The 26,427-nt window shown below is 61.9% G+C and carries 25 protein-coding genes and 2 tRNA genes; 14 read left to right on the top strand and 13 right to left on the bottom strand.

Annotation, left to right across the window (positions count from 1 at the left end):
• The first annotated feature begins 55 nt into the window (after positions 1–55).
• From IB264_RS00770 to IB264_RS00760, 3 genes are all read left to right on the top strand, one after another.
• Positions 56–367 carry a hypothetical protein gene (locus tag IB264_RS00770; protein ID WP_025425520.1) on the top strand — a complete coding sequence of 104 codons (312 nt, stop codon included), beginning with the start codon at positions 56–58 and terminating at the stop codon, positions 365–367.
• Positions 368–466: 99 nt separating this feature from the next.
• Positions 467–1,498 carry a hydroxyacid dehydrogenase gene (locus IB264_RS00765; RefSeq protein WP_025425519.1) on the top strand — a complete coding sequence of 344 codons (1,032 nt, stop codon included), beginning with the start codon at positions 467–469 and terminating at the stop codon, positions 1,496–1,498.
• A gap of 144 nt (positions 1,499–1,642) precedes the next feature.
• The gene (locus IB264_RS00760; protein WP_025425518.1) at positions 1,643–3,619 is read left to right on the top strand and encodes an adenylate/guanylate cyclase domain-containing protein; all 1,977 of its coding nucleotides are present in this window, start codon (positions 1,643–1,645) and stop codon (positions 3,617–3,619) included.
• A 20-nt stretch (positions 3,620–3,639) separates the two neighbouring features.
• Here IB264_RS00760 and IB264_RS00755 read toward each other — a convergent pair whose 3' ends face one another.
• From IB264_RS00755 to IB264_RS00745, 3 genes are all read right to left on the bottom strand, one after another.
• Positions 3,640–4,590: an adenylate/guanylate cyclase domain-containing protein gene (locus tag IB264_RS00755; RefSeq protein WP_025425517.1), complete on the bottom strand. Its 951-nt coding sequence runs from the start codon at positions 4,588–4,590 to the stop codon at positions 3,640–3,642.
• Positions 4,591–4,939: 349 nt separating this feature from the next.
• Positions 4,940–5,026: transfer RNA gene (locus IB264_RS00750), tRNA-Leu, on the bottom strand.
• 78 nt (positions 5,027–5,104) lie between these two features.
• A complete protein-coding gene (locus IB264_RS00745; protein ID WP_025425516.1) occupies positions 5,105–6,532 on the bottom strand; it encodes a phosphomannomutase in 1,428 nt (475 codons plus the stop codon).
• A gap of 389 nt (positions 6,533–6,921) precedes the next feature.
• Between IB264_RS00745 and IB264_RS34530 the strand changes: the two genes are divergently transcribed.
• Positions 6,922–7,236 carry a BA14K family protein gene (locus tag IB264_RS34530; protein ID WP_244445419.1) on the top strand — a complete coding sequence of 105 codons (315 nt, stop codon included), beginning with the start codon at positions 6,922–6,924 and terminating at the stop codon, positions 7,234–7,236.
• Positions 7,237–7,372: 136 nt separating this feature from the next.
• Positions 7,373–8,146: a hypothetical protein gene (locus tag IB264_RS00735; protein WP_025425514.1), complete on the top strand. Its 774-nt coding sequence runs from the start codon at positions 7,373–7,375 to the stop codon at positions 8,144–8,146.
• Here the strand turns inward: IB264_RS00735 and IB264_RS00730 are convergent, their stop codons facing one another.
• On the bottom strand, positions 8,147–8,479 hold the full coding sequence (locus tag IB264_RS00730) for a DUF6665 family protein (RefSeq protein WP_025425513.1): 333 nt from the start codon (positions 8,477–8,479) through the stop codon (positions 8,147–8,149).
• A gap of 508 nt (positions 8,480–8,987) precedes the next feature.
• Here IB264_RS00730 and IB264_RS00725 point away from each other — a divergent pair.
• Entirely contained in the window at positions 8,988–10,619 is a 1,632-nt protein-coding gene (locus IB264_RS00725) for a hypothetical protein (protein WP_025425512.1), read from the top strand.
• A gap of 253 nt (positions 10,620–10,872) precedes the next feature.
• Here the strand turns inward: IB264_RS00725 and rpsA are convergent, their stop codons facing one another.
• From rpsA to aroA, 5 genes are all read right to left on the bottom strand, one after another.
• Positions 10,873–12,579: a 30S ribosomal protein S1 gene (gene rpsA / locus IB264_RS00720; RefSeq protein ID WP_025425511.1), complete on the bottom strand. Its 1,707-nt coding sequence runs from the start codon at positions 12,577–12,579 to the stop codon at positions 10,873–10,875.
• Positions 12,580–12,746: 167 nt separating this feature from the next.
• Positions 12,747–13,382 carry a (d)CMP kinase gene (gene cmk / locus IB264_RS00715; protein WP_025425510.1) on the bottom strand — a complete coding sequence of 212 codons (636 nt, stop codon included), beginning with the start codon at positions 13,380–13,382 and terminating at the stop codon, positions 12,747–12,749.
• Between the two features lie 77 nt (positions 13,383–13,459).
• On the bottom strand, positions 13,460–14,413 hold the full coding sequence (locus tag IB264_RS00710; protein WP_025425509.1) for a hypothetical protein: 954 nt from the start codon (positions 14,411–14,413) through the stop codon (positions 13,460–13,462).
• A 113-nt stretch (positions 14,414–14,526) separates the two neighbouring features.
• Positions 14,527–15,111, bottom strand: a complete 585-nt coding sequence (locus IB264_RS00705) for a hypothetical protein (RefSeq protein WP_025425508.1) — start codon at positions 15,109–15,111, stop codon at positions 14,527–14,529.
• Positions 15,112–15,192: 81 nt separating this feature from the next.
• Positions 15,193–16,536, bottom strand: a complete 1,344-nt coding sequence (gene aroA, locus IB264_RS00700; protein WP_025425507.1) for a 3-phosphoshikimate 1-carboxyvinyltransferase — start codon at positions 16,534–16,536, stop codon at positions 15,193–15,195.
• A 284-nt stretch (positions 16,537–16,820) separates the two neighbouring features.
• Between aroA and IB264_RS00695 the strand changes: the two genes are divergently transcribed.
• The 5 genes from IB264_RS00695 to IB264_RS00675 all read left to right on the top strand — a co-directional run bounded on the left by IB264_RS00695 (position 16,821) and on the right by IB264_RS00675 (position 20,536).
• Positions 16,821–17,210, top strand: coding sequence for a TIGR02300 family protein (locus IB264_RS00695; protein WP_025425506.1), 390 nt, complete (start codon positions 16,821–16,823; stop codon positions 17,208–17,210).
• 199 nt (positions 17,211–17,409) lie between these two features.
• Positions 17,410–17,485: transfer RNA gene (locus IB264_RS00690), tRNA-Ala, on the top strand.
• 169 nt (positions 17,486–17,654) lie between these two features.
• Complete coding sequence (locus IB264_RS00685; RefSeq protein ID WP_025425505.1) at positions 17,655–18,830, top strand: TMEM43 family protein; 1,176 nt, start codon at positions 17,655–17,657, stop codon at positions 18,828–18,830.
• Between the two features lie 184 nt (positions 18,831–19,014).
• Positions 19,015–19,830, top strand: a complete 816-nt coding sequence (locus IB264_RS00680) for a YdcF family protein (protein ID WP_025425504.1) — start codon at positions 19,015–19,017, stop codon at positions 19,828–19,830.
• A gap of 70 nt (positions 19,831–19,900) precedes the next feature.
• Positions 19,901–20,536, top strand: a complete 636-nt coding sequence (locus tag IB264_RS00675) for a trimeric intracellular cation channel family protein (RefSeq protein WP_025425503.1) — start codon at positions 19,901–19,903, stop codon at positions 20,534–20,536.
• Positions 20,537–20,546: 10 nt separating this feature from the next.
• Here the strand turns inward: IB264_RS00675 and irrA are convergent, their stop codons facing one another.
• Positions 20,547–20,972, bottom strand: coding sequence for an iron response transcriptional regulator IrrA (irrA, locus tag IB264_RS00670; RefSeq protein ID WP_025425502.1), 426 nt, complete (start codon positions 20,970–20,972; stop codon positions 20,547–20,549).
• A gap of 321 nt (positions 20,973–21,293) precedes the next feature.
• Here irrA and fabA point away from each other — a divergent pair, with 321 nt between their 5' ends.
• The 3 genes from fabA to fabI are packed head-to-tail and all read left to right on the top strand — an operon-like array spanning position 21,294 to position 23,890.
• Positions 21,294–21,809: a 3-hydroxyacyl-[acyl-carrier-protein] dehydratase FabA gene (gene fabA, locus IB264_RS00665; RefSeq protein ID WP_025425501.1), complete on the top strand. Its 516-nt coding sequence runs from the start codon at positions 21,294–21,296 to the stop codon at positions 21,807–21,809.
• Positions 21,810–21,855: 46 nt separating this feature from the next.
• Complete coding sequence (gene fabB, locus IB264_RS00660) at positions 21,856–23,079, top strand: beta-ketoacyl-ACP synthase I (RefSeq protein ID WP_025425500.1); 1,224 nt, start codon at positions 21,856–21,858, stop codon at positions 23,077–23,079.
• 4 nt (positions 23,080–23,083) lie between these two features.
• Complete coding sequence (gene fabI, locus IB264_RS00655) at positions 23,084–23,890, top strand: enoyl-ACP reductase FabI (RefSeq protein ID WP_025425499.1); 807 nt, start codon at positions 23,084–23,086, stop codon at positions 23,888–23,890.
• A gap of 112 nt (positions 23,891–24,002) precedes the next feature.
• Here fabI and IB264_RS00650 read toward each other — a convergent pair whose 3' ends face one another.
• The 3 genes from IB264_RS00650 to IB264_RS00640 form a co-directional block, all read right to left on the bottom strand.
• The gene (locus IB264_RS00650) at positions 24,003–24,785 is read right to left on the bottom strand and encodes a hypothetical protein (RefSeq protein ID WP_128090450.1); all 783 of its coding nucleotides are present in this window, start codon (positions 24,783–24,785) and stop codon (positions 24,003–24,005) included.
• 27 nt (positions 24,786–24,812) lie between these two features.
• Positions 24,813–25,727, bottom strand: a complete 915-nt coding sequence (locus tag IB264_RS00645; protein ID WP_192433105.1) for a hypothetical protein — start codon at positions 25,725–25,727, stop codon at positions 24,813–24,815.
• A 459-nt stretch (positions 25,728–26,186) separates the two neighbouring features.
• Positions 26,187–26,408 carry a hypothetical protein gene (locus tag IB264_RS00640; protein ID WP_038575800.1) on the bottom strand — a complete coding sequence of 74 codons (222 nt, stop codon included), beginning with the start codon at positions 26,406–26,408 and terminating at the stop codon, positions 26,187–26,189.
• Between the last annotated feature and the right edge of the window lie 19 nt (positions 26,409–26,427).

Here is a 26,427-nt window from a genome sequence, read left to right as displayed (position 1 = left end):
GCGAAACCGTGTCATGGCACCTCGCCGCGGGTGCACCCTTCGAAAGCTCGCATTGATGACCTCCTCTCGCACCGCCTCGGCTCTTTCGATCATATCGCTCGTGCTTGGCTTCACGGTCGTGCCGGCGCTGGCGCAGAACTATAGGGACCTGCCCGGTGTGCGCCCGATGGATCCCCTGAACGACAACGGCGACAAGGTCGTCTGCCAGCAGACACTTGTCGATCGCGACTATCCGTTCGAATCGAGCTCGCGCGGCGGGCCGCGCTACGACACGATCTACAACTGCCGCCGCGGCGATGGCCCGGTGTTCCAGGGTAGCGATTTGCCACCGTCACTCTACCGGCAGAAGCGCGGGCTCGGCTACTAATACCAACCTGCACCGGTTCGGCTTGGCAAGCCGATGAATACTTCCTAGAAAATTGGGCAAGGAACTGTGGAGGTGTTCTGCCTCCACCGAGGAGGAACAATGCCCAACGACACGAGACCGCTCGCCATCAGCGTGCCGGCGCCGCGCACGCTCGACCTGATCTTCACAGCCGACGCCTTGAAGCAACTGCACGAGCGCTACCGCATCGTTGAGACCGATCCGGATGAGATCGCCGGCCTTGGCGACGAGGTGCTGTCGCAAGCGCGCTACATCATCGGCCAACCGCCGCTCGACCACGATACCTTGGCGCGCCTGCCGAAGCTGCGGGCCATTCTCAATGTCGAGAGCAACCTGATCAACAACATGCCTTATGAGGTGCTGTTCGAACGCGGTGTCCACGTCGTCACGACCGGCCAAGTATTTGCCGAGCCGGTCGCCGAAATGGGGCTTGCGATGGCCCTCAACATCGCGCGCGGCATCGTCGACGCCGATCTCGCCTTTCGCGAGGGCCGGGAGCTTTGGGGTGGCGACGGCAATCGCTCGGCGCGACTGCTCTCCGGCTCGGACATCGGCATCATCGGCTTCGGAGACCTGGGCAAGGCGCTCAACCGGGTGCTGTCAGGCTTCCGCGCCAGGATCCGCGTCTTCGATCCCTGGATGCCGGCCTCTATCCTCCGTGACAACGGCGTCGAACCGGCATCGCTGGAAACCGTGCTGACCGAAAGCGATTTCGTCTTCGTCGTCGCATCGGTCACCAGCGAGAATGAGGGTTTTCTCGGCGCGAGGGCCTTTGCCAGCATGCGGCCGGGGGCAGCCTTCATCCTGCTCAGCCGCGCCGGCGTCGTCGATTTCGATGCGCTAATGGCCGCCGTCGAAAGCGGGCATATCGTTGCCGCCAGCGACGTCTTCCCGCAGGAGCCACTTCCGCTCGACCACAGGGTGCGCCGCCTGCCCGGCTTCCTGCGCTCGGCGCACCGCGCGGGCGCGCTCGACAGCGCCTTCAAGAAGATGGGCGACATGGTGCTGGAAGACATGGACCTGATGGACCGGGACCTGCCGCCGATGCGCTGCAAACGCGCTGAGCGCGAGACGGTCGCACGGATGCGCTCCAAGCCGGTGACGGTCAACTGATATCGACCCAGCTTGGTATAAGCTCTTCGCCATCGGAGATTTCATCGTTTCGCTGACGGCCGGGAATGCATTGCCCCCGATTAACGTGTTCTATGGGAAAAGCACGTAGCATCGCCAGGACAGGCGCGAGATCAGAGACACGCAATGGCCAACAAGACGTCCGGCTTTCTCGGAACCAGGATACGCGACAGCTGGAACAGTTCGCTGCGTTCGCTGTTCAGCCTGGTGATGGTCGCCATGCTGATCGCCGTATCCGGCATCCTTGTCGGGCTTGACTATCACCGCTCACGCAACGCCGCGATTGCGGATGCCGAATCCAACATGCGCGGCTTTGCCGGCCGCCTGGTCGATCGTCTCGGCGTGCTGTCCGGCGACACCTCGGCGCTTGTCAGCCTCGTCTCGTCGGTCGCCAACTCCTTCCTCGTGCCTCCGCCGGAGCGCATGAACGACAAGGCGGCCGTGCTGCGCGAAGGCATCAGCCGCTCGCCGCATATCGACGGCGTCTATGTCGGCTACCCGAGCGGCGCGTTTTTCCAGGTGGTCGATCTCAAGCACATCGCCTGGCGCATGGCGCTCGATGCCCCACGCGGCGCCTCCATGGCTGTCCGCTCGATGGAGCGCGACGCCAGCGGCAAATCGATCAACCGCGTCATCTTCCTGGACGAGGCGGGCGAACCGACGTCGGAGCGACGGTTACCGCCGTCGGGCTACGATCCGCGAACCCGGCCCTGGTACCAGTCGGCCGTCGACGGCACGGCTGCCGTGTCGAACGGCCCTTACGAGATGGCAACGACCGGCGCGCTCGGCATGACGATCTCGCAGGCGCACCGCGGCAATCCCAAGATCGTCATCGGCGCCGACGTGGTTCTCGACACCATCACCGATTTCCTGTCGCGCGAACGGCTGACGAAGGGATCCGTCTCCTTCATCCTCGATGCGGTCGGCCGACCGATCATCCACTCCGACCGGACGATGATGAAACGCATCATGTCGGCCAAGGACAAGGACGATCCGATCGTCCCGCCGCAGAACGATCCGCTGGTGCAAAGCATCCGCCTCAACCCGCCACCGCCTGGAAAGGCCGGTTTCGCCGAGGTGGGGGACCGGACCTATCTGGTCATGGTGACACCGCTCGAATCGGAGCTGCTGCTGACCGGACACCGGGCGGTCGTCGCCGCCCCGCTCGACGAACTCATGGCCGACGCCAACAAGGCACTGATCCAGGGGCTTGCAATATCCGGCGCCGTAGTGGCGCTCGCCGTCCTGTCGTCGCTGGTGCTCGCACACCTGATCACTAAATCGCTCAACCAGTTGACCGCCAGCGCCAACCGGCTGCAGGACCTGGATTTCACCACGCCGATCGACGTGTCGTCGCATGTCAGCGAGATCTCCACGCTCGGCGGGGCGATGAACCGGGCACGCGACGCGATCTTCACCTTCGCGCTCTACGTGCCGAGGGAACTGGTGCGCAAGGGCATCGAATCCGGCCAGTTCAGCGGCCGCGCGGCCTGGCGTCAGGAGGTCACGGCACTTTTCACCGATATCTACGATTTCACCACCTTGAGCGAACGCCACGCGCCGGAAGAAGTGGTGGCGATGCTTTCGGAATATTTCGACATCTTCAGCGAGGTCGTCGATGCCCATGACGGCACGATCATCCAGTTCCTCGGCGATTCCGTCTTTGCCATGTGGAACGCGCCGGCGCCAGACGAGCGCCATGCGGAGAATGCCTGTCGTTGCGCGCTGGCAGTCGAGGAACGGTTGCAAGCGTTCAACGAAGCGCAGCGCAAGAAGGGCCTGCCGGAGTTCCGTACGCGCTTCGGCATCCACACTGGCACCGCCGTTGTCGGCAGCGTCGGCGCGAAGGAACGGCTGCAATATACCGCCATGGGCGACACGGTGAACGTCGCCTCGCGACTCGAAGGCATGAACAAGAACTACGGCACGACGATCATGGCGAGCGGCGCCGTCGTCGCCCAGGCATCCGACGCGATCACCTTCCGGCCGCTCGGATCGGCGCAAGCCAAGGGGCGCGCCACGGCACTCGATGTCTATGAGGTGCTGAGCGCGCGGCCGATCGTCGAGGATGCAGCCTTGAAATCACCGACGACATCATCCTGAGGCGCCTGCAGCGCGCGCCGTCAACGCCGGACGCCATCTCTCTGGCGCATGACCCAACGGATGCCAGCAGCAATAGCGATCGCAAGCAACGGCCACACCGCCCAGAACACGCCCCGCCAGGACAGGAGGTTGATTGCGACGAGAGCCAGACCGGCGACAGCAAGCGTGCCGATGACCCGGTCGATCTTCCTGTTTGCCCGCACCCATCGCAAGGCCGCGAGAACCGCGAATGCCAGCAGGGGCCATGCGGCCCAGAACACGCCGCGCCAGGTCAGCAGATTGAGCGCCGCGAGGCCGGCGCCGATGACCGCCAACGTTCCCATAAGCTTTCCGGTCAGGCCCGTCGGTTCAGCCGCGGCTTCGATCGGTACGGTCGCGGATCGGCCGGATTGCTCGGCCGACCGGCCCCATTCGGCTTGGCGGTCCGCAGCCGCCCCGCTGTCATCGGACGCACCGATGCGCACGGCATAGCTCGGCACGCCGCCGTCGATGTTCTTGACCTCAAGCTGGCCCAGAAACTCGAAGCCGACGGCGATCTTGTTGCGCACCTGGTCATAGACGGTGTTGGAGATCACGATGCCGCCGGCAGGGGCGGACGCCTGCAGGCGAGCGGCAACGTTGACGCCGTCGCCATAGATGTCGTCGTCCTCGGTGATCACATCTCCGAGGTTGATGCCGATGCGAAACAGCATCTGCGCATCGTCCTTGCTTCTCGCGTTGTAACCGGCCAGCTCGTTCTGGGCGTCGATCGCCGCGCGCAGCGCCTCGACGACACTGGGGAAATCGGCGATCAGCCCATCCCCCCAGGTGTTGATGACCCGGCCGTCATGCGCCTCGATCAGGCGCGTCATGGCATCCCGGTACCGCTTGAGAGTAGCAAGCGTACCCTCCTCGTCCGCCCGCATCAGGCGGGTATAGTCCTGGACGTCAGCGGAGAAGATGGTCGTCAGCTTGCGACGCGTGTCAGCCATCGCGGATGATCCTCGCTCGAAATCCGCCGCCGCAGCGGGTGATTGAATAGTAGCGAGCCTACCACAGATCGCAAGACGCGCCGCCACAACGGCTTCCTTACTGGCTGAATGACCCTGTACCGCGCAGATGCACCAGACGCTGCAGAAATGGCTCACGCGGCGCGCTAGCAGGCACACAAACCCTATGCAGGAACGTGGCTCCGCCGCGCGGTTTCGAACTCGGGAAATCGGGCATTTTTCATCAGGCAAACTTGCGGTGGTCGCTCGCCGTTCAGGCCAAAAGCCAGAAACGAAAAAACCCCGGCAAGCCGGGGTTTTTCGAACCAAAACAAATGTTTGGCTAAAGGAATGGTGCCCAGAAGAGGACTCGAACCTCCACACCCTTTCGAGTACCAGCACCTGAAGCTGGCGCGTCTACCAATTCCGCCATCTGGGCGACGGACCGGCATGTAAAAGGCCCGAGCCGAAGTGTCAACAGGCATTTTGAAGTTTTCGTGTCAGAACACGAAAAAGGTCAGTTTGACGTCACTTTTGCCCAGGATCGAATTGTGGAAAGTCCTTGAGCTAGCAGCGATTCCGCCTCTGCTGTCGTCTCGGCCTCGACATAGCAGCGCATTTCCGGTGCGTTGCCGGACGGGCGGAAATGAATCGTTCGACCATCGGCAAGGGTAACGCGCAGACCATCGATGTCGCTGACGGCAGCCGGACGGCCAATGGCGGCAAGGAAGCCGCCGAGGTTCTCCGCCCCACCGCGCAGAAACGCCATCAGCCGGCTGCTGGTTTCGACCGGGAAGTGTTCGAGGCGGTCGCTAAGCGCGACCGGAAGACGATAGGACGCGGCCAGCGCCGAGAGGGTCATCCGGGCTTCGGCGGCGCGCCCAAGCACGGCGAGGATCGGCAGGAAGCTGTCACGGGTGGGCAAAGCCTTGAGAACACCATTGCCGACGGAGAAGTCGCTCGCGGTCAACGTGCCGCCATTGGCCTCGAAGCCGGCCACCTTCGTGCCGCCTTCCGCAACTGCCTGCGCCATTCCGGCGATGACATAGGGCGAACCGACCCGGGTGCGGATGACCGACAGACCTTCGGCTCGTTCGAGACCCGAATTGGAGGTGACCGGCGTCACAGCGATCTGGGCACCGAGGAACTCGCAGGCGACGAGGCCCAACAGGTCGCCACGAAGCGGCGCGCCCTTTTCATCGGCAACCAGCGGCCGGTCACCGTCGCCATCGGCCGAGACGATCGCATCCAGGCGATGTTCAGGCGCCCAGGCGGTAAGCTTGGCGAGCGTTTTAGGCGAAACCGCCTCGGTATCGACAGGCACGAAGTCCTCGGATCGGCCGAGAGCGACCGTCTCGGCGCCGAGATGCGTCAGCAACTCGACGAGCAGATCGCGGGCTACCGTGCTGTGCTGATAGACGCCGATGCGCAAGCCGCCAAGCGAACCGGGTGGCAACAGGTCCCTGTTGCGCTGGAGGAACAGATCTGCGGCCGACGCCGCATGGTCTTCACCGGAGCCGGCCGAAGGCACGGCCTCGCCGGCAATGGCGTCGGCAATGGAACTGATCGCCAGTTCGTCGTTCTTGTCGATCTCACCGTCGGGCCGGTAGAATTTGATGCCGTTGCGATCAGCGGGAATATGCGAGCCGGTGATCATCAGGCCCGCAGCTTTGTGGACGAGGCCATAAAGCGCCAGTGCCGGGGTCGGAACAGTGCCGCAATCGAACACGCGAAAGCCTTCGCTCTTCAGCGCATCGGCGCAAACCCCCGCAATTTCAGGACTGGAATCGCGAAAGTCGCGAGCGATCAGGATCGGATCCCCGGCCTTCGCCTGCTCGGAGGCGATCAGGTGCCGCGCGAAGGCCTTCGCATAGCGTGCAGACGGCTCGCCTTTCAGCTCCTCGGACAGGCCGCGCAGACCGCTGGTACCGAACTTCAATTGCATCTTATACTCCGTGAATGCCAACGAACGGCAATAGGCAAGAATAACAGTGACATGGCAAACGCGCCGGTGCATTCTATACCGAACGGCAGACGGCGTGGAAATCCGGCCATCGGCCGAACGGATCCGCACCATTTCGCCATGAATAAACCAAGAAAAAAACACCTAATGTGAAGCAGGGACACAACCGGAAAGCAACCCTTTCGGAAAGTGAGGAAAGCATGACGGGATTTCGGAATTTCGTTGTCGGTTGCGCCTTAGCCGCCGCCTCCCTGATGACCTCGGTCGGGCCTGCCCTGGCCATGCCGCTGTCAGGCCACGACGTTCAAATCAGGGCGCAAGGCGATGTCCAAAAGGCCCAATATTACCCGTACAGGCGATACGGAGGCGTTATGTATCCCAACGGCTGGCGTGGCGGATGGGGCGGTGGCTGGGGCCCCGGCTACTACGGCGGAGGCTGGGGCGGCCCGTATTATGGTGGCTCGGGCTTCAGCCTCTATTTCGGACCGGGCTATGGAGGCTACTACAACAATTATCCCCGCCGCTACTACCGCGAGCGCTACTACTACCGCGACAACTATGTTCGCGGCGGCACCAACGCGCATGTGAGCTGGTGCCTTTCGCGCTACCGCTCCTACAATCCGGCAACCAACCGGTTCCTCACCTATCAGGGTGTCTATCGCGCCTGCTACTCGCCCTATCGATAGGTCACGCCCAAGCGGCGCAGCGCCGGCGTTGCGCCGCTTTACCAACTCCAATTTCTTGGAAAGGCTGGTTAAGCAGCAATTAACCTCGCCATCATACCGTTTCATCACGCTCGCAACTCTTTGCCGGAATGAAATGATGCTGCTCCCGACCCAGCAATCCAACGCCACCGCGACGACCAACCTGGTCGGCTCGATCCTGAAGGATATCGAGAAGCGCCAGGCGGAAGAGGACGAAAAGGCGAAAGGCACCAAGGACGACAAGATCCTGAAGGCCCAGGTGAAGTCGGACGACGCCCAGAAGGCAGCCAATACCAAGATCAACGATCATTTCTTCAATCAGGCAGGAAACGATGCCAATAACAACCGGATGGTGCTCATCCGGGAAGTCGGCGAGTTCTTCGACCTGAAGCGAGAGGATTTCAAATCCGATTTCGCCTTTGGCAGCGCACTGTCAAAGATCGTCGAGGACCTGCCACCGGCAACCGTTCGTGACATCGAAAAGAAGCTGGGGCTGACGGATATCGATGTCTCGCTGAACGAACTGATCGAGGCGATCAAGGACCCCGAGGGCAGCCGGGGCAAGAAGCTGGACGAGGCTCTCGACAGCAAGGGGTCTGCGAACACCGGCCAAAGCAACGGCGCTACGAAGGCGATACAGCGTCTTGCAGATGCTGCAGAGGCGAAGTCGCTGGACGAACTGCAACTGGACAGCCTGACTGGTGACCTGACTCGCGTCACCGACACCGAGACACTCGCCGAGCAGCAGAAAGAGTTACAAGCGCTTCAGGCCAAGGACAATCTGGAAGACGTGCAAGACGCGCGCGAGGCCGAAGCCGAGCGCCCGCTGCCGGTTCGGATCGACGAGATCGGTCGCTACAGCCTCGCCAGCCAGACGTTTATCGCCGCCTGATCATTTCCGACGGACGATACCCAGCCGGGCCATGACCTGGTTGGGTATGCCATAGCGCCGGATAGCGTCGCGGCTATCGCGCAGGCCGCAGATCTCGCGCTGGATAAAAAACGCCCAGACCGCGTCAGCCGCATCGTCGAGCAACCGCTCGCGCAGCTCCGGCGTCGTTTCATTCCGCTCGAGCGCCTGCAATGCCGCGATCGCCTTTTCGACCTTGAGGCCATGCCGCCCGAGCGCGTCGGCACGCTCCGAAAGCAATTCGTATTCGAGAGCGCTGAGGGCACCCGCAGCCGAATAGGAGGGGTTCAGGGATCTTGGAGGGCGAACGGTCATCCGAAACTCCATGGCTCCAACACGGATAGCGCCACGCGTTGACTACAGCGCCGCGCGTCTTATTGGACGCGCAAAGGTCGCTGTAGCACTTTGAATTGCTGCATGTTTTTATCCTTAAATCGAATAGGATTTAAGGAAACATGCAGTAACACGCGCAACTGCGGTTGCAGCGTGCATCTTGCCGCCGGATCGGTCGCGATGCAAAGGGTTCGTGCGGCAACGGGTCTTTGCGCGCCCAGGCGACAAGGCACTGCGACCTCCGTCGCACCCCATCGCATGGTTAAGATTTCATAAACCTGTCTCGAAGCATCATGCCGATTCCCGTATCCGCACCTTAGCTGCGGCAGGTCTGGCCGGTTGGCCGAGACGCGCATGAGGCGCCAGCCCGAACCGAAGTGACAACCTGCCCGACGGACGGTCGAGGTGATCCGTGGAACGGCGTGAAATGCGGATGCCGGCTGTCAACGGCCGCGCGCCAACGCGAGGGTCAAGCGAGAGGGAGACCAGAATGCTGACATCCATTCTCACGGTCAAAACCGCGACCGGACTTGCCGAGGAGGCAAGCGCTCGGCCCCAACAACCGGCAGCGCCTCTTACTGCCGCCCAGCGCGGCGAAGCGATCCAGAAGGTCCTCGACGCGCTGACCCGGCATCTCGCAGGCCGCGAGATCCTATCCAAGGACGCGCTTGTGCGGCTGATGGAGGACCTTGCCCGCATCCTGAAATTCCCGCCGCTGCCACAGGAAGGCGGGCGCGACTTCGTGCGACGGCTCGTCACCTTTCTTGAATCGATGCCGATGCCGGAACGCCTGGCGCTTGAGCGGCAACTGGGCGGTCGCAGCCTGGCGCTACGGGTCGGTATCCTTGCAGACCTGCCGGCCATCCGAAATGGTGCGGCGCCACCCTCCATGGGCGCCGCATTGCCCGGCCTCAGCAACCCATCCCTGCAGCCAGCCATCCCGCTGCATCTGGCCGCCGCCAGCGCACCGGCTGCAAGCGAGGTCGCCATGCTGCAGACCGCGCTGAAAAAAACTTTTGGCGTCGGCAGCGAGAGTGACACGTCGAGTCTCGCATCGGAGGAGATGGACGCGACACCACCTGCTGAAGACGCAGCAACGGTTCGGCCTCAGACTTCGCCAGAGCGGGGAGAACCGAGAGCGATGCCCGGCAGGCTGCCTTCGCTTGATGGCCCCGAGATCGAAGCCCTGGCCGCCATCATCAATGGCGACACCGACCCCGAACTCGTCGATCCGGAGGTTGTTACCGGCAAGGCAGCGGTCGATGATGAGGAAAATGCGTCGCCGCACCCTGCCGCCGCGGCTGACGATACCGATTTGCCCGCAAAGGCCAAGGAAGCAGAGCTGCGCAACGGCACCGCCCGGACGGATGCGGGCACCGAGGCTGGCCACACCGACGAAGGCGAGGAGCCAGACGGCACCTATGGCCCGCTGCGCGACGGCGAGGATCAGCTGCAGAACGACAGGGCAACGACGCGCGGCAACGAGAGCCGTACGGACCGCGCGCTTTCGGACGCGCTGAAGACGATCGTGCGCGATACGCTCGGCCTGCCGGGAGAACCTGCAGGCGCCGACCGACCCGAAGGGATCGCACCCGAACTCGAAAGCGCCGAAGCCGACGCAGCAGCGAGCCATACAGAGACGGATGGCACGGAGCCGGGCCGCGCAAACCCGCTCCGCCCCCGCGATACGGCTGCAGGCGCTGAGCTTGCCGCCCTGAGCGTTGCGGAAGACCAGACGGAGCCACCAGGCCCGGCGGGCGCCACCGCCGTCCAGCGCGCCCAGAGGCCGACGGACGACCCGGCGATGCAACAGGCGATCGCACGGTTGATCGAAAACGGGCTGCCGCGCGAAGCGATACCCTTTGCTATGATCCCCTATCCGATCGCAGTTGAGGACGTGAAGAGCGAGGCGGAAAAGAGCGAGCGCGACGAGGGCAGAGGCGAAGGCGGCGAAGAGCCGAACGGCGACCACGAAGCGGCGCAGGGCGACGGCGGAGCCGCACGGGACGAAGCCACGCAAGATGAGCAGCAGACCGAAGGCGGCAGGGGTGAAACGGGCGGCGAATGGAACGCCGAGCCCGATGTCTACGAACTCTATCGCAAGCTCGGCGGTCTTGGCTGACCCTCCGGACTGATCGCCGAAAGCATGTCGCGCAAAAGTGTGCAGTTGGTCCTGCGAGAACGACGTGCGCAAATCAAGAGCTGAAAGTGCCGCAAGCGAATCCTAGAGATCGCGATACGCGTTAGATCGGGTCGACTTCAGAAGAGCGATCCAGAAAACCAAGGACACTGCAGCCGAACGAAACGCTCACAAGCAAAAAGCCCGCGGAGATCGCTCTCCGCGGGCCTTTTTCATTTCAGGCGTCAGCGAACGATTACTCGTTGGTCTGGCGGTTCTTCAGAGCGGCGCCGAGAATGTCGCCAAGCGAAGCGCCCGAGTCGGACGAACCGAACTGAGCAACGGCTTCCTTCTCTTCCGCGATTTCCAGAGCCTTGATCGACAGCTGGATCTTGCGGTCCTTCTTGGAGAAGTTGGTGACGCGTGCGTCGACAACCTGGCCAACCGAGAAACGCTCCGGACGCTGTTCGTCACGGTCACGCGACAGATCGGCGCGGCGGATGAACGCAGTGATGTCCTCGTGGTTGACGAGCTTCACTTCGATACCACCGTCGTTGACGGCGATGATCTCGGCCGAAACAACAGCGTTCTTGCGCAGTTCGCCCGAAGCAGCGGCGTCGCCAACTGCATCCTTGCCGAGCTGCTTGATACCGAGCGAGATGCGCTCCTTGTCGACGTCGACGTCGAGAACAACGGCGCGAACGACGTCGCCCTTGTTGAACTCTTCGATGACCTGCTCGCCCGGACGGTTCCAGTCGAGGTCGGAAAGGTGCACCATGCCGTCAACGTCGCCGTCGAGGCCGATGAACAGGCCGAATTCGGTCTTGTTCTTGACTTCGCCTTCAACTTCGGTGCCAGCCGGATGGCTATGCGCGAATGCCTGCCACGGGTTCTCGAGCGTCTGCTTGAGGCCGAGCGAGATACGACGCTTGGTCGGATCGACTTCGAGAACGACAACGTCGACTTCCTGGCTCGTGGACAGGATCTTGCCGGGGTGTACGTTCTTCTTGGTCCAGGACATTTCGGAGATGTGGATCAGGCCTTCGATGCCCGGCTCCAGCTCGACGAACGCACCGTAGTCGGTGATGTTCGTGACGGTACCCGAGATCTTCTTGCCAACCGGATACTTCGCACCGATGCCATCCCACGGATCCGACTCGAGCTGTTTCATGCCGAGCGAGATGCGGTGGGTTTCCTGGTTGATACGGATGATCTGAACCTTGACCTGCTGGCCGATGTTCAGGATCTCCGACGGATGGTTCACGCGGCGCCATGCCATGTCGGTGACATGGAGCAGACCGTCGATGCCGCCGAGGTCGACGAACGCACCGTAATCGGTGATGTTCTTGACGACGCCTTCGACAACCTGGCCTTCTTCAAGGTTCTGAACGATTTCAGAACGCTGTTCAGCACGGGATTCTTCCAGAACGGTACGACGCGAAACGACGATGTTGCCGCGACGCTTGTCCATCTTGAGGATTTCGAAGGGCTGCGGGTTGTGCATCAGCGGGGTCACGTCGCGGATCGGACGGATGTCGACCTGCGAACGCGGCAGGAAGGCGACGGCGCCGTCGAGATCGACGGTGAAGCCACCCTTGACCTGGTTGAAGATGATGCCTTCGACGCGTTCGCCGGCTTCGAACTTCACTTCCAGGCGCATCCAGCTTTCTTCGCGGCGAGCCTTTTCGCGCGAGAGAACAGCTTCGCCAAGCGCGTTTTCGATGCGCTCAACGTAGACTTCGACTTCGTCGCCGACCTTGAGCGAGCCGTCCTTGGCCTTCGCGCCGAATTCCTTCAGAGCGATGCGGCCTTCGACCTTCAGACCGACGTCGACAACGGCGACGTCCTTTTCGATGGCCGTGACGATGCCCTTGGCAACATAGCCTTCGGCAAGATCGGTCTTCGCGAAGGATTCTTCGAGAAGCGCTGCGAAATCATCACGGGTTGGGTTGGTAGCAGACATGGAATCTCCTGATGCATCTCTAAATGAGAGACGCACATGCGCCGGGGGTTGGTGTTGAACAGGCCTGAACCCAGTCCGCCCCATCAAAGGGACAATCCGGCGCGTGGACGGAATTTCAGGCTTATGCAAGAAGAGCGATCCTGACAGTGTCGCGAAAAGGCTCTTCTTCAGATCTTCTTGATCAGGGCCGCATCGATCAAAGACTTCGCGGACTGAAACGCCGCCTCTATACTCATTTCAGACGTATCAAGCAAGTGCGCGTCGTCGGCGGGGCGCAAAGGACTGTCGGCCCGACCCATATCGCGCTCGTCGCGCTTCTTCACATCGTCGAAGATCGCCGCGTAATCGGCGGCGGCGCCGTTGCCGACGATCTCGTCATAGCGGCGTTTCGCGCGCACTTCCGGCGATGCGGTGACATAGAGCTTCACCGCCGCATCCGGGCAGACGACGGTGCCGATATCGCGACCGTCGAGCACGGTGCCCGGCTCTTTCCTCGAAAACGCCCTCTGCGCCTCGACCAGCGCGCGACGCACGGCCGGCATGACGGCAATCTTCGACGCCGCCTCGCCGATCGCGTGTGCCGACAGCACAGAGCGATCGAGGCCTGCCAGTTCGACATTCAGCGCCATGCGTTCGGCCACCGCCTCATCGTCGAGCGGCAGGCCGGCATCAAGCAGCGCCTTCGCCGTGGCGCGGTAGGTCAACCCGGTATCGAGGTGGTGAAAGCCGTACTCTTCGGCGATCTGGCGCGAGAGCGTGCCCTTGCCTGCCGCTGCGGGTCCGTCGATGGCGATGATGATCATAGGTGGTCCTGCAATCGATGTTGTTGCTGGCCTTTAGATCAAATTCGCAGGCGAATCCATGCTCATCCGATGCTCCGTCACCCTTTGCCGGCAGACCTCGCGCGCATGACGATCGCAGATACATTCACCATGGCCAGCAACAGGCTACCGACAAAAGCCAGCGAAGGCAGAACCGGGCCTACCGGAAACGACTTTCCCTTATCCCAATAGACCCTAACGCCGCCAAAGAGGTCAGACAAGGTTTGCACGCTTTGGAAAAGCCCGAACACGGCAACCAAAAGCCAGAACAAGAGCATACCCCTTGAACCCCGAACCAGTTTCATTCTGATCAGGCGCGCAAAATCGAGTAACTTCAGCGGTGGATTCAATCCCGATACAACAGGTGCGAGCGGCGCGCGATCCAGCATGCGTTGCCGCGTTCGGCGTATCCTTGCAATGAAAAGCACATTGAACGAAATCAGGGCAACGGCAATGACGCTTGCGGCGCCATTGTTTAGTCCGCCGGCCCAACGGTAGCCATCCGCCAACACGGCAATAATGACGCTAACAAACAGCGCACAAAAGCCATACCCGTTGTCGACTCCAATCGACGCAAACTGTTTCGCGGTCAGCATTACCGGGTTCGGCCAGTTCCGCGGCCAATAGAAAACCGAGCCGTCATCCAGCGTCTTCCAGTTCCGGGCATTGCGCTGCGGTTTGAACGGCTCGGGCGCCTGGGATGATCGTCTGGCTCCCGCAAGCATCCATTCGATCCGACGCTCTGTGCGGCGGAAATAGAGGTAGAAGGCCGCCACCCCAAAAAGAAGCGCGGCGACAGGTATCGCAAGCGAGACCTCTCCATGGCCCGCGAAAACGCCGAGCACAACCGTTGGAATCAAGGTCAGGAACGACACAAGCGGGATCATGAACCTAAACCGCACGATGCGGCCGAGTGTCTGCTCATCGATGATAAACGTCGGCCCGGAAGGCGACCGGCGATAGAGGATCGTTCCGTCCTCTCGTTTCTCCCAATTCAAGCCGCGGTCAAACATGAAATCTTCTCCTCAAACGGCGCATAGGCCGGTGCCACGCCTCGACACACGTCAGAAGGCCATTCGGCCGCACGTCCAGGCTGCAATCACCATTCAATGCACCTAGAGGATTACTAATTTCTTTCCTTTTTTCCGCGGCGCCACGCCTTGAGATGGACGCGCAGCACGTATCCCGAGACGATGGCCAGTGCGGCGGCTTTTATCGAGCTGCCACCTTTATCGACGAAGTCCGGATGGCCGACGATCTTGGCGATGACAACAGTAGCGTAGGTGAAAAAAACCATTCCGGACAAAACGATGCCGCATAGCATCGTCATTTTGTCGTCGAACCAAAGTTCCCGAACGTACTCGAGGGTCGATGGCTGCACCGATAGTGGACCACTCTCAATATGGCGCGGCGCATTCGCCAAAATTTCTCGTAACCGCTGTCGGGCAGTGACAATAACCCCTGCGCTCACCACGACAGCAAACACAACGAAAACGACGGGTATTGCAGGTTGCTTCGCCCAAAGGCCAAAGAGAGGCGCCGCGAAAAGGAAGAAAGCAATGGGCACCACCCAGCACTTCCCAGTCAACCGGCTCAGCTCATCGAGCTCGTCTTCCGTAACGACAACCGCGGGCGCTCGCAAATTTTGCCGATAGCTTATCCTGCCGTCATCATGGCGGCGTACCAGTTTGAATCGATCGTCCACCGACATAGGCATATCCTCAACCAGTCAAACCATAGCCGATGGTCGTTACCGACGGGTCGCGCCGGCCTTTAGGATTTTACCGATGCATCATTCGATCGCAGCGCCCAGCCCGGCCATTAGCTCCAGAAACCCGGGAAAGCTGGTGGCGATCATCGTCGCGTCGTCGACGGTGACGGGGTGCTCCGAGGCAAGGCCCATGACGAGGAAGCTCATGGCGATGCGGTGGTCGAGATGGGTGGCGACGGCGGCGGCGGCATTGCCGAGACCCTTGCCGCCGGGGCGACCGTGCACGACGAGGGCGGCAGGTGCCTCCTCGCAATCGACGCCGGTGAGCTTGAGCCCGGCAGCAACGGCGGAAAGCCGATCGGATTCCTTGACGCGCAGCTCCTCAAGACCGCTCATGATAGTGCGGCCCTCGGCGAAAGCCGCCGCAACGGCCAGCACCGGGTATTCGTCGATCATCGAGGGAGCGCGATCTTCCGGCACCGTGATGCCCTTCAACTCCGAGTAACGGACGCGCAGGTCCGCCACGTCCTCGCCGCCCGCAGTCCTCGCGTTCAGGACATCTATCTGAGCGCCCATTTCCAGCAGCGTCACGATCAGTCCGGTGCGGATGGGGTTCATCAGCACGTTGAGAATGGTGATGTCGGAACCCGGCACGAGAAGCGCTGCCACCAGTGGAAAGGCCGCCGAGGACGGATCGCCGGGAACATCGATGTCCTGGCCGGTCAGTCTGCCCTGCCCTTCGAGCCGAATGATGCGTTCGCCCTCATTGCCAGTCTCAACCGCCAAGTTCGCGCCGAAGGCCTGCAGCATTCTCTCGGTATGATCGCGGGTGATCACCGGCTCGATCACCGTGGTGATGCCGGGTGCGTTCAGACCCGCGAGCAGCACGGCGGATTTCACCTGGGCCGAGGCCATCGGCACGCGATAGTTCACCGGGTTCGCCGTCTTCGGTCCGCGCAACGTCACCGGCAGGCGGCCGCCTTCGGCCGACGCCACCTGAACGCCCATCTGGCGCAGCGGATCGAGTACGCGGCCCATCGGACGTTTGGAAAGCGAGGCATCGCCGACGAAGGTTGTGGTGAAATCATAAGCGCCGACGAGCCCCATGGTCAGGCGGCAGCCGGTACCGGCATTGCCGAAATCGAGCGGGGCTTCGGGCTCAAGCAGCGCACCGTTGCCGAGACCGTCGACGATCCAGGTGCCGCCTTCCTCGCGCACCGTAGCGCCAAGCGCCCGCATCGCTCGTGCGGTGTTGATGACATCCTCGCCTTCGAGCAGGCCTGCAATGCGCGTCCGGCCGGCCGCAAGCCCGCCGAGCATCAGGGCGCGATGGGAAATCGACTTGTCGCCGCGGATACGCACCGTGCCGCCGAGTGCCTTGGATCTGCGCGCAATGGCAGGCTTTGCGATCAAGCCAGCGGACATATGAACCTTCCTCAAACCTGCGGCCGGAACCATCCATCGCCACAGGCGAAACGGCTACGGAGGCGCGACCACCTTCCGTTGCGTTGCCTAACACAATGCGATTGCGCGATCATCCTCCCGGGCGCAAGAAAAAGCAGGCGGCGCAGGGCTTTCGAGTTTTATCTTTGACAGATGCGGCCAAGATGATTATGGGGACCGGCTAATCATCATAGGCTTGATATCCTTTCCACCCGCCGGCTTTCCGGCAAGCGCCGGTTCGGCCGGCCATTCAAGAGGCTTTGACTGTGGCAAAAGCGGAACTCGGAACAAAGCGCATTGACCCGGAAACGGGGCGCAAATTCTACGATCTGAACCGTGATCCGATCGTTTCCCCCTACAGCGGCAAGTCCTACCCGCTGTCCTTCTTCGAAGAAACCTCGGTTGCCAAGGTGCTCGAGAAGGAAGAGGAAGAGGACGTCGCTGAAGTCGACACCGAGAACACGGAAGTCGAACTCGTATCGCTCGAGGAAGCTGACGACGAAGCAGCCGGCGGCGACGAGATTCCGGATCTGGGCGACGACGAGGTAGAGATCGACGGCGACGACGACGATACCTTCCTGCAGACCGACGACGAAGACGACGACGACGACATGAGCGACCTCATCGGCGTGTCCGACGACGACGACGACGTCTAAGCGCTTAAAATATTACGCGAATGCCTCCCGTCCCCTGCCAAATGGCGTGGACGGGAGCAAATCGGGCCGGAGCCAAATTATTTCCACCGGCCTGACATTTTCGGCTTGCTATCCGCGAAGAGCAGAAGTAATAAGCCGCCACTCGCCGGGCACAACAGCCCGACAAGTTTCCCGGAACCGGCCTTGCCGGACCCGATATGGGGCTATAGCTCAGCTGGGAGAGCGCTTGCATGGCATGCAAGAGGTCAGCGGTTCGATCCCGCTTAGCTCCACCAAATTTCTCCTGAAATACAAACCTTTGAACTGACCGCCTTTCACCATGTTTGGGCCAAACGTCTGCGCATGTCGGCCGGTATATTCCTTTCCGCTTTTTTTCTGGTACCAACGGGAAAATCGAACGGTTCGCTTGCGCAACCGGGTCGAATGCAAGTGCCGGGGGATCAGATGAGTTTTACCGAAACGACCAGAACGTCGTGGTTCGCGCGCCTCAAGAACGGTGTCATCGGCATCTTCATCGGTCTGCTGCTGGTCTTCGGCATGATCTGGCTGCTTGCCTGGAACGAGGGCCGTTCGGTCAAGACCTATCGGGCACTCGTCGAGGGCGCCGGCGCTGTGGTCGACATCGACAGCGGCGCTGTCGAGGCTGGCAACGAGGGCAAGCTGGTTCACATCGCCAGCCGGGTCGAGCCCGTCGGCACGCCGGCCGACAGCCAACTCGGGATCTCCGCGAAGGGGGCTGCGGGCCTGCGCCGCTCGGTCGAGATGTACCAATGGGTCGAGGAAAAGAAGAGCGAGACGCGCAAGACGCTCGGCGGCGGCGAGGAAACGGTCACCACCTATTCCTACACCAAGGAGTGGCGCAGCGACCGCGCCGATTCAGCCGACTTCCGCGACGGCAACGGGCATCAGAACCCGGAAATGCCGATCTCAAGCGAGCGGTTCACCGTCGACCGCGCGATGCTCGGTGCGTTTTCCGTCAACGGCAGGGCCGTTGCCGATCTCGGCCGCGACAGCCCCGTGCAAATGGCGGACACTGACCTGCAGCACCTCGCCGACGCGCTCGACACCAATCGCCCCGTCAAGACCGACGGCCAGACGATCTTCGTCTCCGCCGATCGCCAGAACCCGGCCGTCGGCGATCTGCGCATCGGCTTTACCCGCGAAGACACGGAGACCGCGAGCTTCGTCGCCGCACAGAAAGGTGGCAGCCTTGCCCCCTACCGCACCACGAACGGTCGCGACCTGTTCCTGAGCTCAGCCGGCATCACCAGCGCCGCCGAAATGTTTGACGCCGCCCAGAGCGAGAACACGCTGATTTCCTGGCTGGTTCGGGTGGGCGGACTGATCGGCCTGTTCATCGGCTTCACGCTGATGCTGTCCCTTATCTCCATCATTGCCGACGTCATTCCGGTGCTCGGTTCTGTGGTCGCTTTCGGTACCGGCATCATCGCCGCGATCCTAACGTTGCTCCTCGGCCCTGTCGTCATCGCCGTCGCCTGGTTTGCCTATCGCCCGCTGTTGTCGCTGGCGATCGTCGCAGTCGGCGCGCTCATTGCTTTTGGCATCGGCTATCTGCGTGCCGGCAAGGCAAAGCCGATGTCCGGCGGCGTGCCGGCCTGATGAGCGGCGCAGGGTGTTGATTGGAGCAATTCCAGCAAAAATGCGGAGCGGTTTTGCGTCCGGATTTGCGTAAGAATAACGGGATCGAGCGGCTCCACGATTGCCTGGGTACGGGAGCGCTTTAGCCGGCCGGCCGATCGGCTTTGCGAAATATTAAGGGATCGTAGCGAAGAACACGGGCCTGATGTTTCTGCTTTCCAAGATATTCTGGCTCGTCGCGCAGCCCCTTTCCCTGGCGTTCTTCGCCGTCCTTGCCGGACTGCTGATGACGGCGGCCGGCCTCAGGCGCAGCGGCGTCGCCTTCGGCCTGCTCGGTGCGCTGGTGCTCTTCGTCAGCCTGTTCACGACCTCAGGATCCTATTTCCTGCAGATGCTCGAGGACCACTTCCCGCGGCCGACGGTACCGCCAGCAACCCTCTCCTGCGTCATCGTGCTCGGCGGCGCCTTCGAGAACGAGGTGATGGCGAGCCGTGGCGGCATCGAGTTCAACCAGGCGGCTGACCGCTTCATCGAGACGGCCATGCTGGCGAAGCGCTACCCACAAGCGCGCATCCTGATTTCCGGCGGCGACGGTTCGTTCAGCGGCGCCTATGACGGCGACGCCAAGGCATCGGAAGCCTTCTTTGCCACCTTCGGCATCGGCCCTGAACGGCTGATCCGCGAGGAGCAATCGAGAACGACATTCGAGAATGCCCGCAACACTGAGGCGTTGCTGACGGCAAACAGCCTTGCCAACTGCGCCCTGGTCACGTCGGCCTTCCATATGCCGCGTTCGGTCGGGCTTTTCCGCAAGCTCGGGCTGGAGGTCACTCCCTGGCCGACGGACTACCGCACCAGCGGCACGGTCACGCCCGGCTTCGATTTCACCCAACCCTCGCTCAATGCCCAATTGGCGACGACGGCGGTGCGCGAATGGATCGGGCTGGCGGCCTATTATTTCGGCGGCCGGACGGACAGCCTGCTTCCCGGCGTTTCACCCCCCAACGCTTCACCCCGTTGACGCGGCGGGCCTGGATGCTCCAGCTTGCGATGCGACCGATAACAGCGATGCGCCTATCAACGGAGCGGCCATGACGATCCTGGAAATCCTCGACTATGCGGGTGTTGCCGTCTTTGCCGCAACAGGAGCGCTCTCAGCTTCGCGCAAGCAGCTCGATATCATCGGCTATCTGTTCCTTGCCTCGGTCACCGGTATCGGCGGTGGAACGATGCGCGACGTCATCCTTGGCGCAACGCCGGTGTTCTGGGTGCTCAACCCGACCTACCTTCTGGTTTGCGTCTCGGTGAGCGTCATCCTGTTCTTCACCGCCCACCTGTTCGGCTCGCGTTACCGGGTGCTGGTCTGGCTCGATGCGATCGGCATGTCGGCCTATTGCGTCATGGGTGCTGCCAAGGGGCTGGCGGCAACAGGCTCGCCCGGGGTCGCGCTTGTCACCGGCATGTTGACGGCGACCTTCGGCGGCATATTGCGCGACCTCCTGGCGGGAGAGCCGTCAGTGCTGCTGCGTCCGGAAGTCTATGTGACGGCAGCTCTGGTCGGCTCCGCCGTGTTCGTCGTCGCGACGATGATCGGACTGCCGCTGGCCGCAACATCGGCGCTCGGCGTGGTCTCGGCCTTCACCGTGCGCGCCGGCGCACTCAAATACGGCTGGACGCTGCCCATCGGCAAAGCAAGCCCCGGCCGCGACCCCAACGATGTGATGTAGGAAAAGGTCGCTACGACCGTTCGCGCTTGCGGCGGAGACGAATGACCACGTCAACATGGGCAATTTCCATGCCTTCAGGCGGTTCCGGCAGATTGCCGATCTCGATATTGCTGACGGGAATATCGAGGACTTCGTTCTGGCCCTCGATGAAGAAGTGGTGATGGTCGGAGACGTTGGTGTCGAAGTAGGTCTTGGCGCTTTCCACCGCGAGCACGCGGATCATGCCGGCCTCGGTGAACTGATGCAGCGTGTTGTAGACGGTTGCCAGCGAAACCGGCACGCCGGCGACAACAGCCTCTTCATGTAGTTCTTCAACGGTCAGGTGACGGTCGCCCTTGGCGAAGATCAGATCGGCAAGCGCGACACGCTGACGCGTCGGGCGCAGACCCGAGCTGCGCAATCTCTCTTCCGAACTCACTTCGGTTGCTTTCGTCATCAAGGAGCGTTCCATGGATCCCGTAAAATTTACAATACTTCCGCTGCGATATAACTTTTGCACGCTGCTCTTTCAATAGATTCTAAGGTGCAGAACGGCTGGAATGCCTGAAAAACCGGCCTATTTCAAGGAAGGCTGGTATTTAACTCTGGTCGGACCCACATTGATCCTGTAAGCGACGGCGGAACGATATCGCAATCGAAATGGGCGACGCCGACGTCGGAAACATCGAAAACGGCCATCGGTGCGCTTCATTTCACAGCGAACTTGCTCTAAAGCAGGTCTGACAACACTTTATGTTACTCGGGGAAACAACCATTGATGACGACCAGGCAATCCAGCTTCAGCTATGAGGAAATCCTGACCTGCGGCCGAGGTGAACTGTTTGGCCCCGGCAACGCGCAGCTGCCGCTGCCGCCCATGCTCATGGTCCATCGCATCACGGAAATCTCCGAGACGGGCGGCGCCTTCGACAAGGGCTTCATTCGCGCCGAGTATGACGTGAGCCCTGATGACTGGTACTTCCCCTGCCATTTCCAGGGCAACCCGATCATGCCCGGCTGCCTCGGTCTCGACGGCATGTGGCAATTGACCGGGTTCTTCCTGGGCTGGCTCGGCGAACCGGGGCGCGGCATGGCGCTGTCAACCGGCGAAGTGAAGTTCAAGGGCATGGTTCGCCCCCATACCAAGCTGCTCGAGTACGGAATCGATTTCAAGCGGGTCATGCGCGGTCGCCTCGTGCTCGGCACTGCCGATGGCTGGCTGAAGGCCGACGGCGAAACCATCTACCAGGCAACCGACCTGCGTGTCGGTCTGTCGAAGGAAAAGACCGACTAAGCCGCGGGTTCTCCGCACCGAATGAGATAAAGAAAAGGTCATTACCATGAGACGGGTTGTTGTCACGGGCCTCGGGATCGTTTCCTCGATCGGGAATGATGCCGACGAAGTCACGGCATCGCTGCGCGACGCCAAATCGGGCATCACGTTTTCTTCCGATTTCGCCGAAAACGGCTTCAAGTGCCAGGTCTGGGGCGCACCGACGCTCGATCCGAGCGATCTCGTCGACCGGCGCGCCATGCGCTTCCTGTCGCAGGGCGGCGCGTGGAACCACGTGGCCATGAAGCAGGCGATCGCCGACTCCGGCCTCGAGGAAGCGGTCATTTCCCGCAACGAGCGCACCGGCATCATCATGGGCTCGGGTGGTCCGTCCACCCGCACGATCGTCGAGGCGGCGGACACGACCCGCAAGAACGTGAGCCCCAAGCGCATCGGCCCGTTTGCCGTGCCGAAGGCGATGTCGTCGACGGCTTCGGCCACGCTTGCGACCTGGTTCCAGATCCACGGCGTCAACTACTCGATCTCGTCGGCCTGCTCGACGTCTGCCCATTGCATCGGCAATGCCGCGGAGATGATCCAGTGGGGCAAGCAGGACGTGATGTTCGCCGGCGGCCACGAGGACCTGGACTGGACGATGTCCAACCTGTTCGATGCCATGGGCGCGATGTCCTCCAAGTACAACGACACGCCGTCGACCGCATCGCGCGCCTATGACGTCAGCCGTGACGGTTTCGTCATTGCCGGCGGTGCCGGCGTGCTGGTGCTCGAAGAGCTGGAACATGCCAAGGCGCGCGGCGCCAAGATCTACGCCGAAATCGTCGGCTACGGCGCGACTTCTGACGGCTACGACATGGTCGCCCCATCAGGCGAAGGCGCGATGCGCTGCATGCGCCAGGCGCTGTCGACCGTGAAGGGCGACGTCGACTACATCAACACGCACGGCACGTCGACCCCGGTCGGCGACAGCAAGGAAATCGGCGCCATCCGCGAAGTGTTCGGCGCGAAGATCCCGCACATCCAGTCGACGAAGTCGCTCACCGGCCACTCGCTCGGCGCTGCCGGCGTCCAGGAATCGATCTACGGTCTCCTGATGATGCAGGGTGGCTTCATCGGCGAGAGCGCCCATATCAGCGAACTCGACCCGGAATTCGATGGTGTGCCGATCGTGCGCAAGCGCATCGACAACGCCAAGATCGATACGGTTCTTTCCAATTCGTTCGGCTTCGGCGGAACCAACGCAACGCTCGTCTTCCAGCGCTACAACGGATAACACCATGACGGGACTGATGAATGGAAAGCGTGGCCTCATCATGGGTGTGGCCAACAACCACTCTATTGCCTGGGGCATCTCGAAGGCGCTGGCAGCGCAGGGCGCGGAACTGGCCTTCACCTACCAGGGTGAAGCGCTTGGCAAGCGCGTGAAGCCGCTGGCGGCCGAGGTCGGCTCCGACTTTCTGCTGCCTTGCGACGTCGAGGACATCGCTTCCGTCGATACGGTCATCTCGGCCATCAAGGAACGCTGGGGCAAGCTCGACTTCATCGTCCACGCCATCGGCTTTTCCGACAAGAACGAGCTGAAGGGCCTCTACGCCGACACGACGCGCGACAACTTCAGCCGCACCATGGTGATCTCGTGCTTCTCCTTCACGGAGATCGCCAAGCGCGCCGCCGAACTGATGAACGACGGCGGCTCGATGCTGACCCTGACCTATGGCGGCTCGGTGCGGGTGATGCCGAACTACAACGTCATGGGCGTTGCCAAGGCGGCTCTCGAAGCCTCCGTGCGCTATCTTGCGGCCGACTACGGCGTGCGCGGCATCCGCGTCAACGCGATTTCTGCCGGCCCGATCCGCACGCTTGCAGGCGCCGGCATTTCCGATGCGCGGGCCATGCTCTCCTGGCAGCAGAAGAATTCGCCGCTTCGCCGCACCGTCACCATCGACGATGTCGGCAGTTCGGCGCTCTACCTGCTTTCCGATTTGTCGCGTGGCGTCACCGGCGAAATCCACTACGTGGATTCGGGCTACAACATCACCTCGATGCCGGCGCTCGACGCGCTCAGGACCGCCGACGCCGAGTAAAGCTGATGGGTGGGCACAGCCCAGAGATGACGAGCCCCGGTGCGGTTATCGACGGGGCTTTTTTGTTGGCGTGTTTTCCAGTTTGGTTGGCTCCCGCGCCCGGCGCCTGCCGCTATTCCAGATCCATCGTGGTGAAGACCCGGCAATTGTCGGGCGCAGGCGTGCCACGGCAAATATCCGCATCGACCAGTTGGCCGACGGGCAGCTCGCTCGTCAACAGCAGCACCGTGGACAATTGATAGCGGCCGAGATTGCCGTCCGCGCTGCGCAGGCGTTCGACCAGGGACTGGTATCGCACGCCCATTTCACCGTAGTAAGCCACGAGTTTCCGGGTGTCGGCCTCGTTTCCGGCTAGCGTCGGAATGTCTTCGACGATCGCCCCCTCTCCCGCGAGTCGTCGATTGCCGGATGCAAGGACAAGCGTACATGCCTGTGAGCAGGCTCCAAGCGAAACTGCCTTGCCGATATACTCGGCCGCCTTGCGGTCGTTTGCGGTACAGTTCTTCTGATCTCGCTGACATCCAACGAAAATGGTCGTGCCCACCGCCACGCTCAGCTTGCTCTTGCGGATGAGGCGGCCGAGTGCCATCGCAGCCGCCATATCGCCACCGGGCGATCGCAGGACCAATGGTAGCTTGCGGCCTGCGAGCGTTTTCAAGGTTGCCTTCAGCAGTGCCGGCGTCTTCGGACCGATGGTGCCTGCGGCGGAAATCCATTCCGGACATGTCGGCTCGCAACCGACCTCGTTCGAGCGCACGACGACAAACCGCATCTGCTGCTCAGCCGCCATTGCCGGCCGCTCCATCAACAGGCTTGCGGCCAGCAGACAGATCAGCAGCACTACTCGTCGCAGGCGGGGCGTGGCGCAGCCGACGGGAGAACTCCATATGCGCATTCCGGTCTCCAACCCAGATCCCCTCGTCTAACGCTTCAGGTCCGACATAACGAAAACCCGGCAATTGGCGGAGGCGGGCACCGTCTTGCAGACCCCGGCCGCGGTCAGCAGCTCGACCCCGCCCAGTTGCGTGATCAACTTCATCTCCATCATCGCCACAGGTTCGATCTTGCGCATGTCGGCAGCGGGCGTGATCTTCATCTGATCGATGACCGCACGCCCGACGCCCATTTCCGCTAGGTATGCGGCCAGTTCGCGCTCCATCGCCTTGCTCATCTCGTAGGTCTTGCGGTTGCCAACATTCTTTTGGCTGACGACTTTCTTGCTGATTATCTTCTTCCTGCCGTTCACTATCCGATATTTCTCCTGGTACCGTGTCTGGACCTGAGCGTAGACAGCGGTGATCTGGTGAACGCCCAGATATGCCCACTGGCCGACCACACGCCGGGCACCGCCGGCAAGCATCAGCGGGCAGGCGGAGTTGCAATAGGCTCCGCCCGAATAGGCAGTCCCGATGAGGCGGGCACCCTTGCCGTCATTGTCGCGGCAATCCTTCTGCTGCGGCTGACAACCGACGAAGCGCGTCTTGCCGACCGCCACTTCGAGCTTTCGCGCCCGGATGATCCGTCCGAGCACCATGGCGGCATCGACGTCGCCGCCGAGCGACGTCACGACGATCGGCAGGCGGCGGTCGCCGATCGCCTTGAGCAGCTTCTTGAGATGCGTCGGACTTTCGCGAACGATCGTCCCCTCGGCCGATATCCACTCCGGGCATGTCGGCTCGCACCCCGGCTGATTGCTGCGAACCACCAAGAACTGCATGTCAGCGCCGCCGGCCGGCGATGCCAGAACTGTCGAGGCTGAGGCCAGGAGCCCGGCCAACAGACAGAGAATGGCCACGTAATGCAGGAAGACGTCGCGTAGAAGTGTCGTGCCGAGCAAAGAAGTCCCTCATCCCGACTGTTTGAGCGTCGATCAGAACGCAGCGCTTTCGCTGGATTCCAGTCTCGCAGCCCCGCCCGGCGCCGAGCTGAAGAAAATGTCTAGTCCGCAAAATCCATGCGGCAAATGTGACTGTCGAAACAAATGTCAGGCGACAATTCTGGTTGCGTTGTCATGGAATAACACCAACGATAGCACGACACGAAAACGGAGGGCAACAGCACTCACATCGTGGATCGCTGGGCCATTCCGGACGACGGGGCTGTCTCGATAGCCGACGTTTGCGACGCCACAGCCGCTCCAGGGGGCGTAACCGGCAATGCCGTTCAAAAGCGCCGCTGGGGCGCCTTGTATCGACGCCCCTTCCGAGACAAGCGTGAGAAAAGAGAGGTTTTTTCCGCTGGCGATCGCGTCAACGCCGACGTCACTGGCTGCGGGCGTCGTCATGGACCGAAAGGTTCAAGGCCAGAGAAACAGGACAAGCAGGACGACGATGATCGCCAGCACGACCAGGCCGGTATGCGTGCGCCGCGCCGGATCCAGCGGCAGACGGTAGAGGCTCTTCAGGAACGACAGGGGCACTTCCGAGGTGGCTCCGTGCCCCTCGGCGTGCTTTATATCCTTGGCGATGGCTTCGGCCGCATCCTCGGTCAAAGGCGGCCTGTTCACTCCCCACGTCATGGCACCCATCCTTCGACGA

This window comes from Ensifer sp. ENS11, from assembly GCF_014851895.1.
GTDB lineage: Bacteria > Pseudomonadota > Alphaproteobacteria > Rhizobiales > Rhizobiaceae > Ensifer > Ensifer canadensis.
This window is presented reverse-complemented; position numbering and strand designations above follow the sequence as displayed.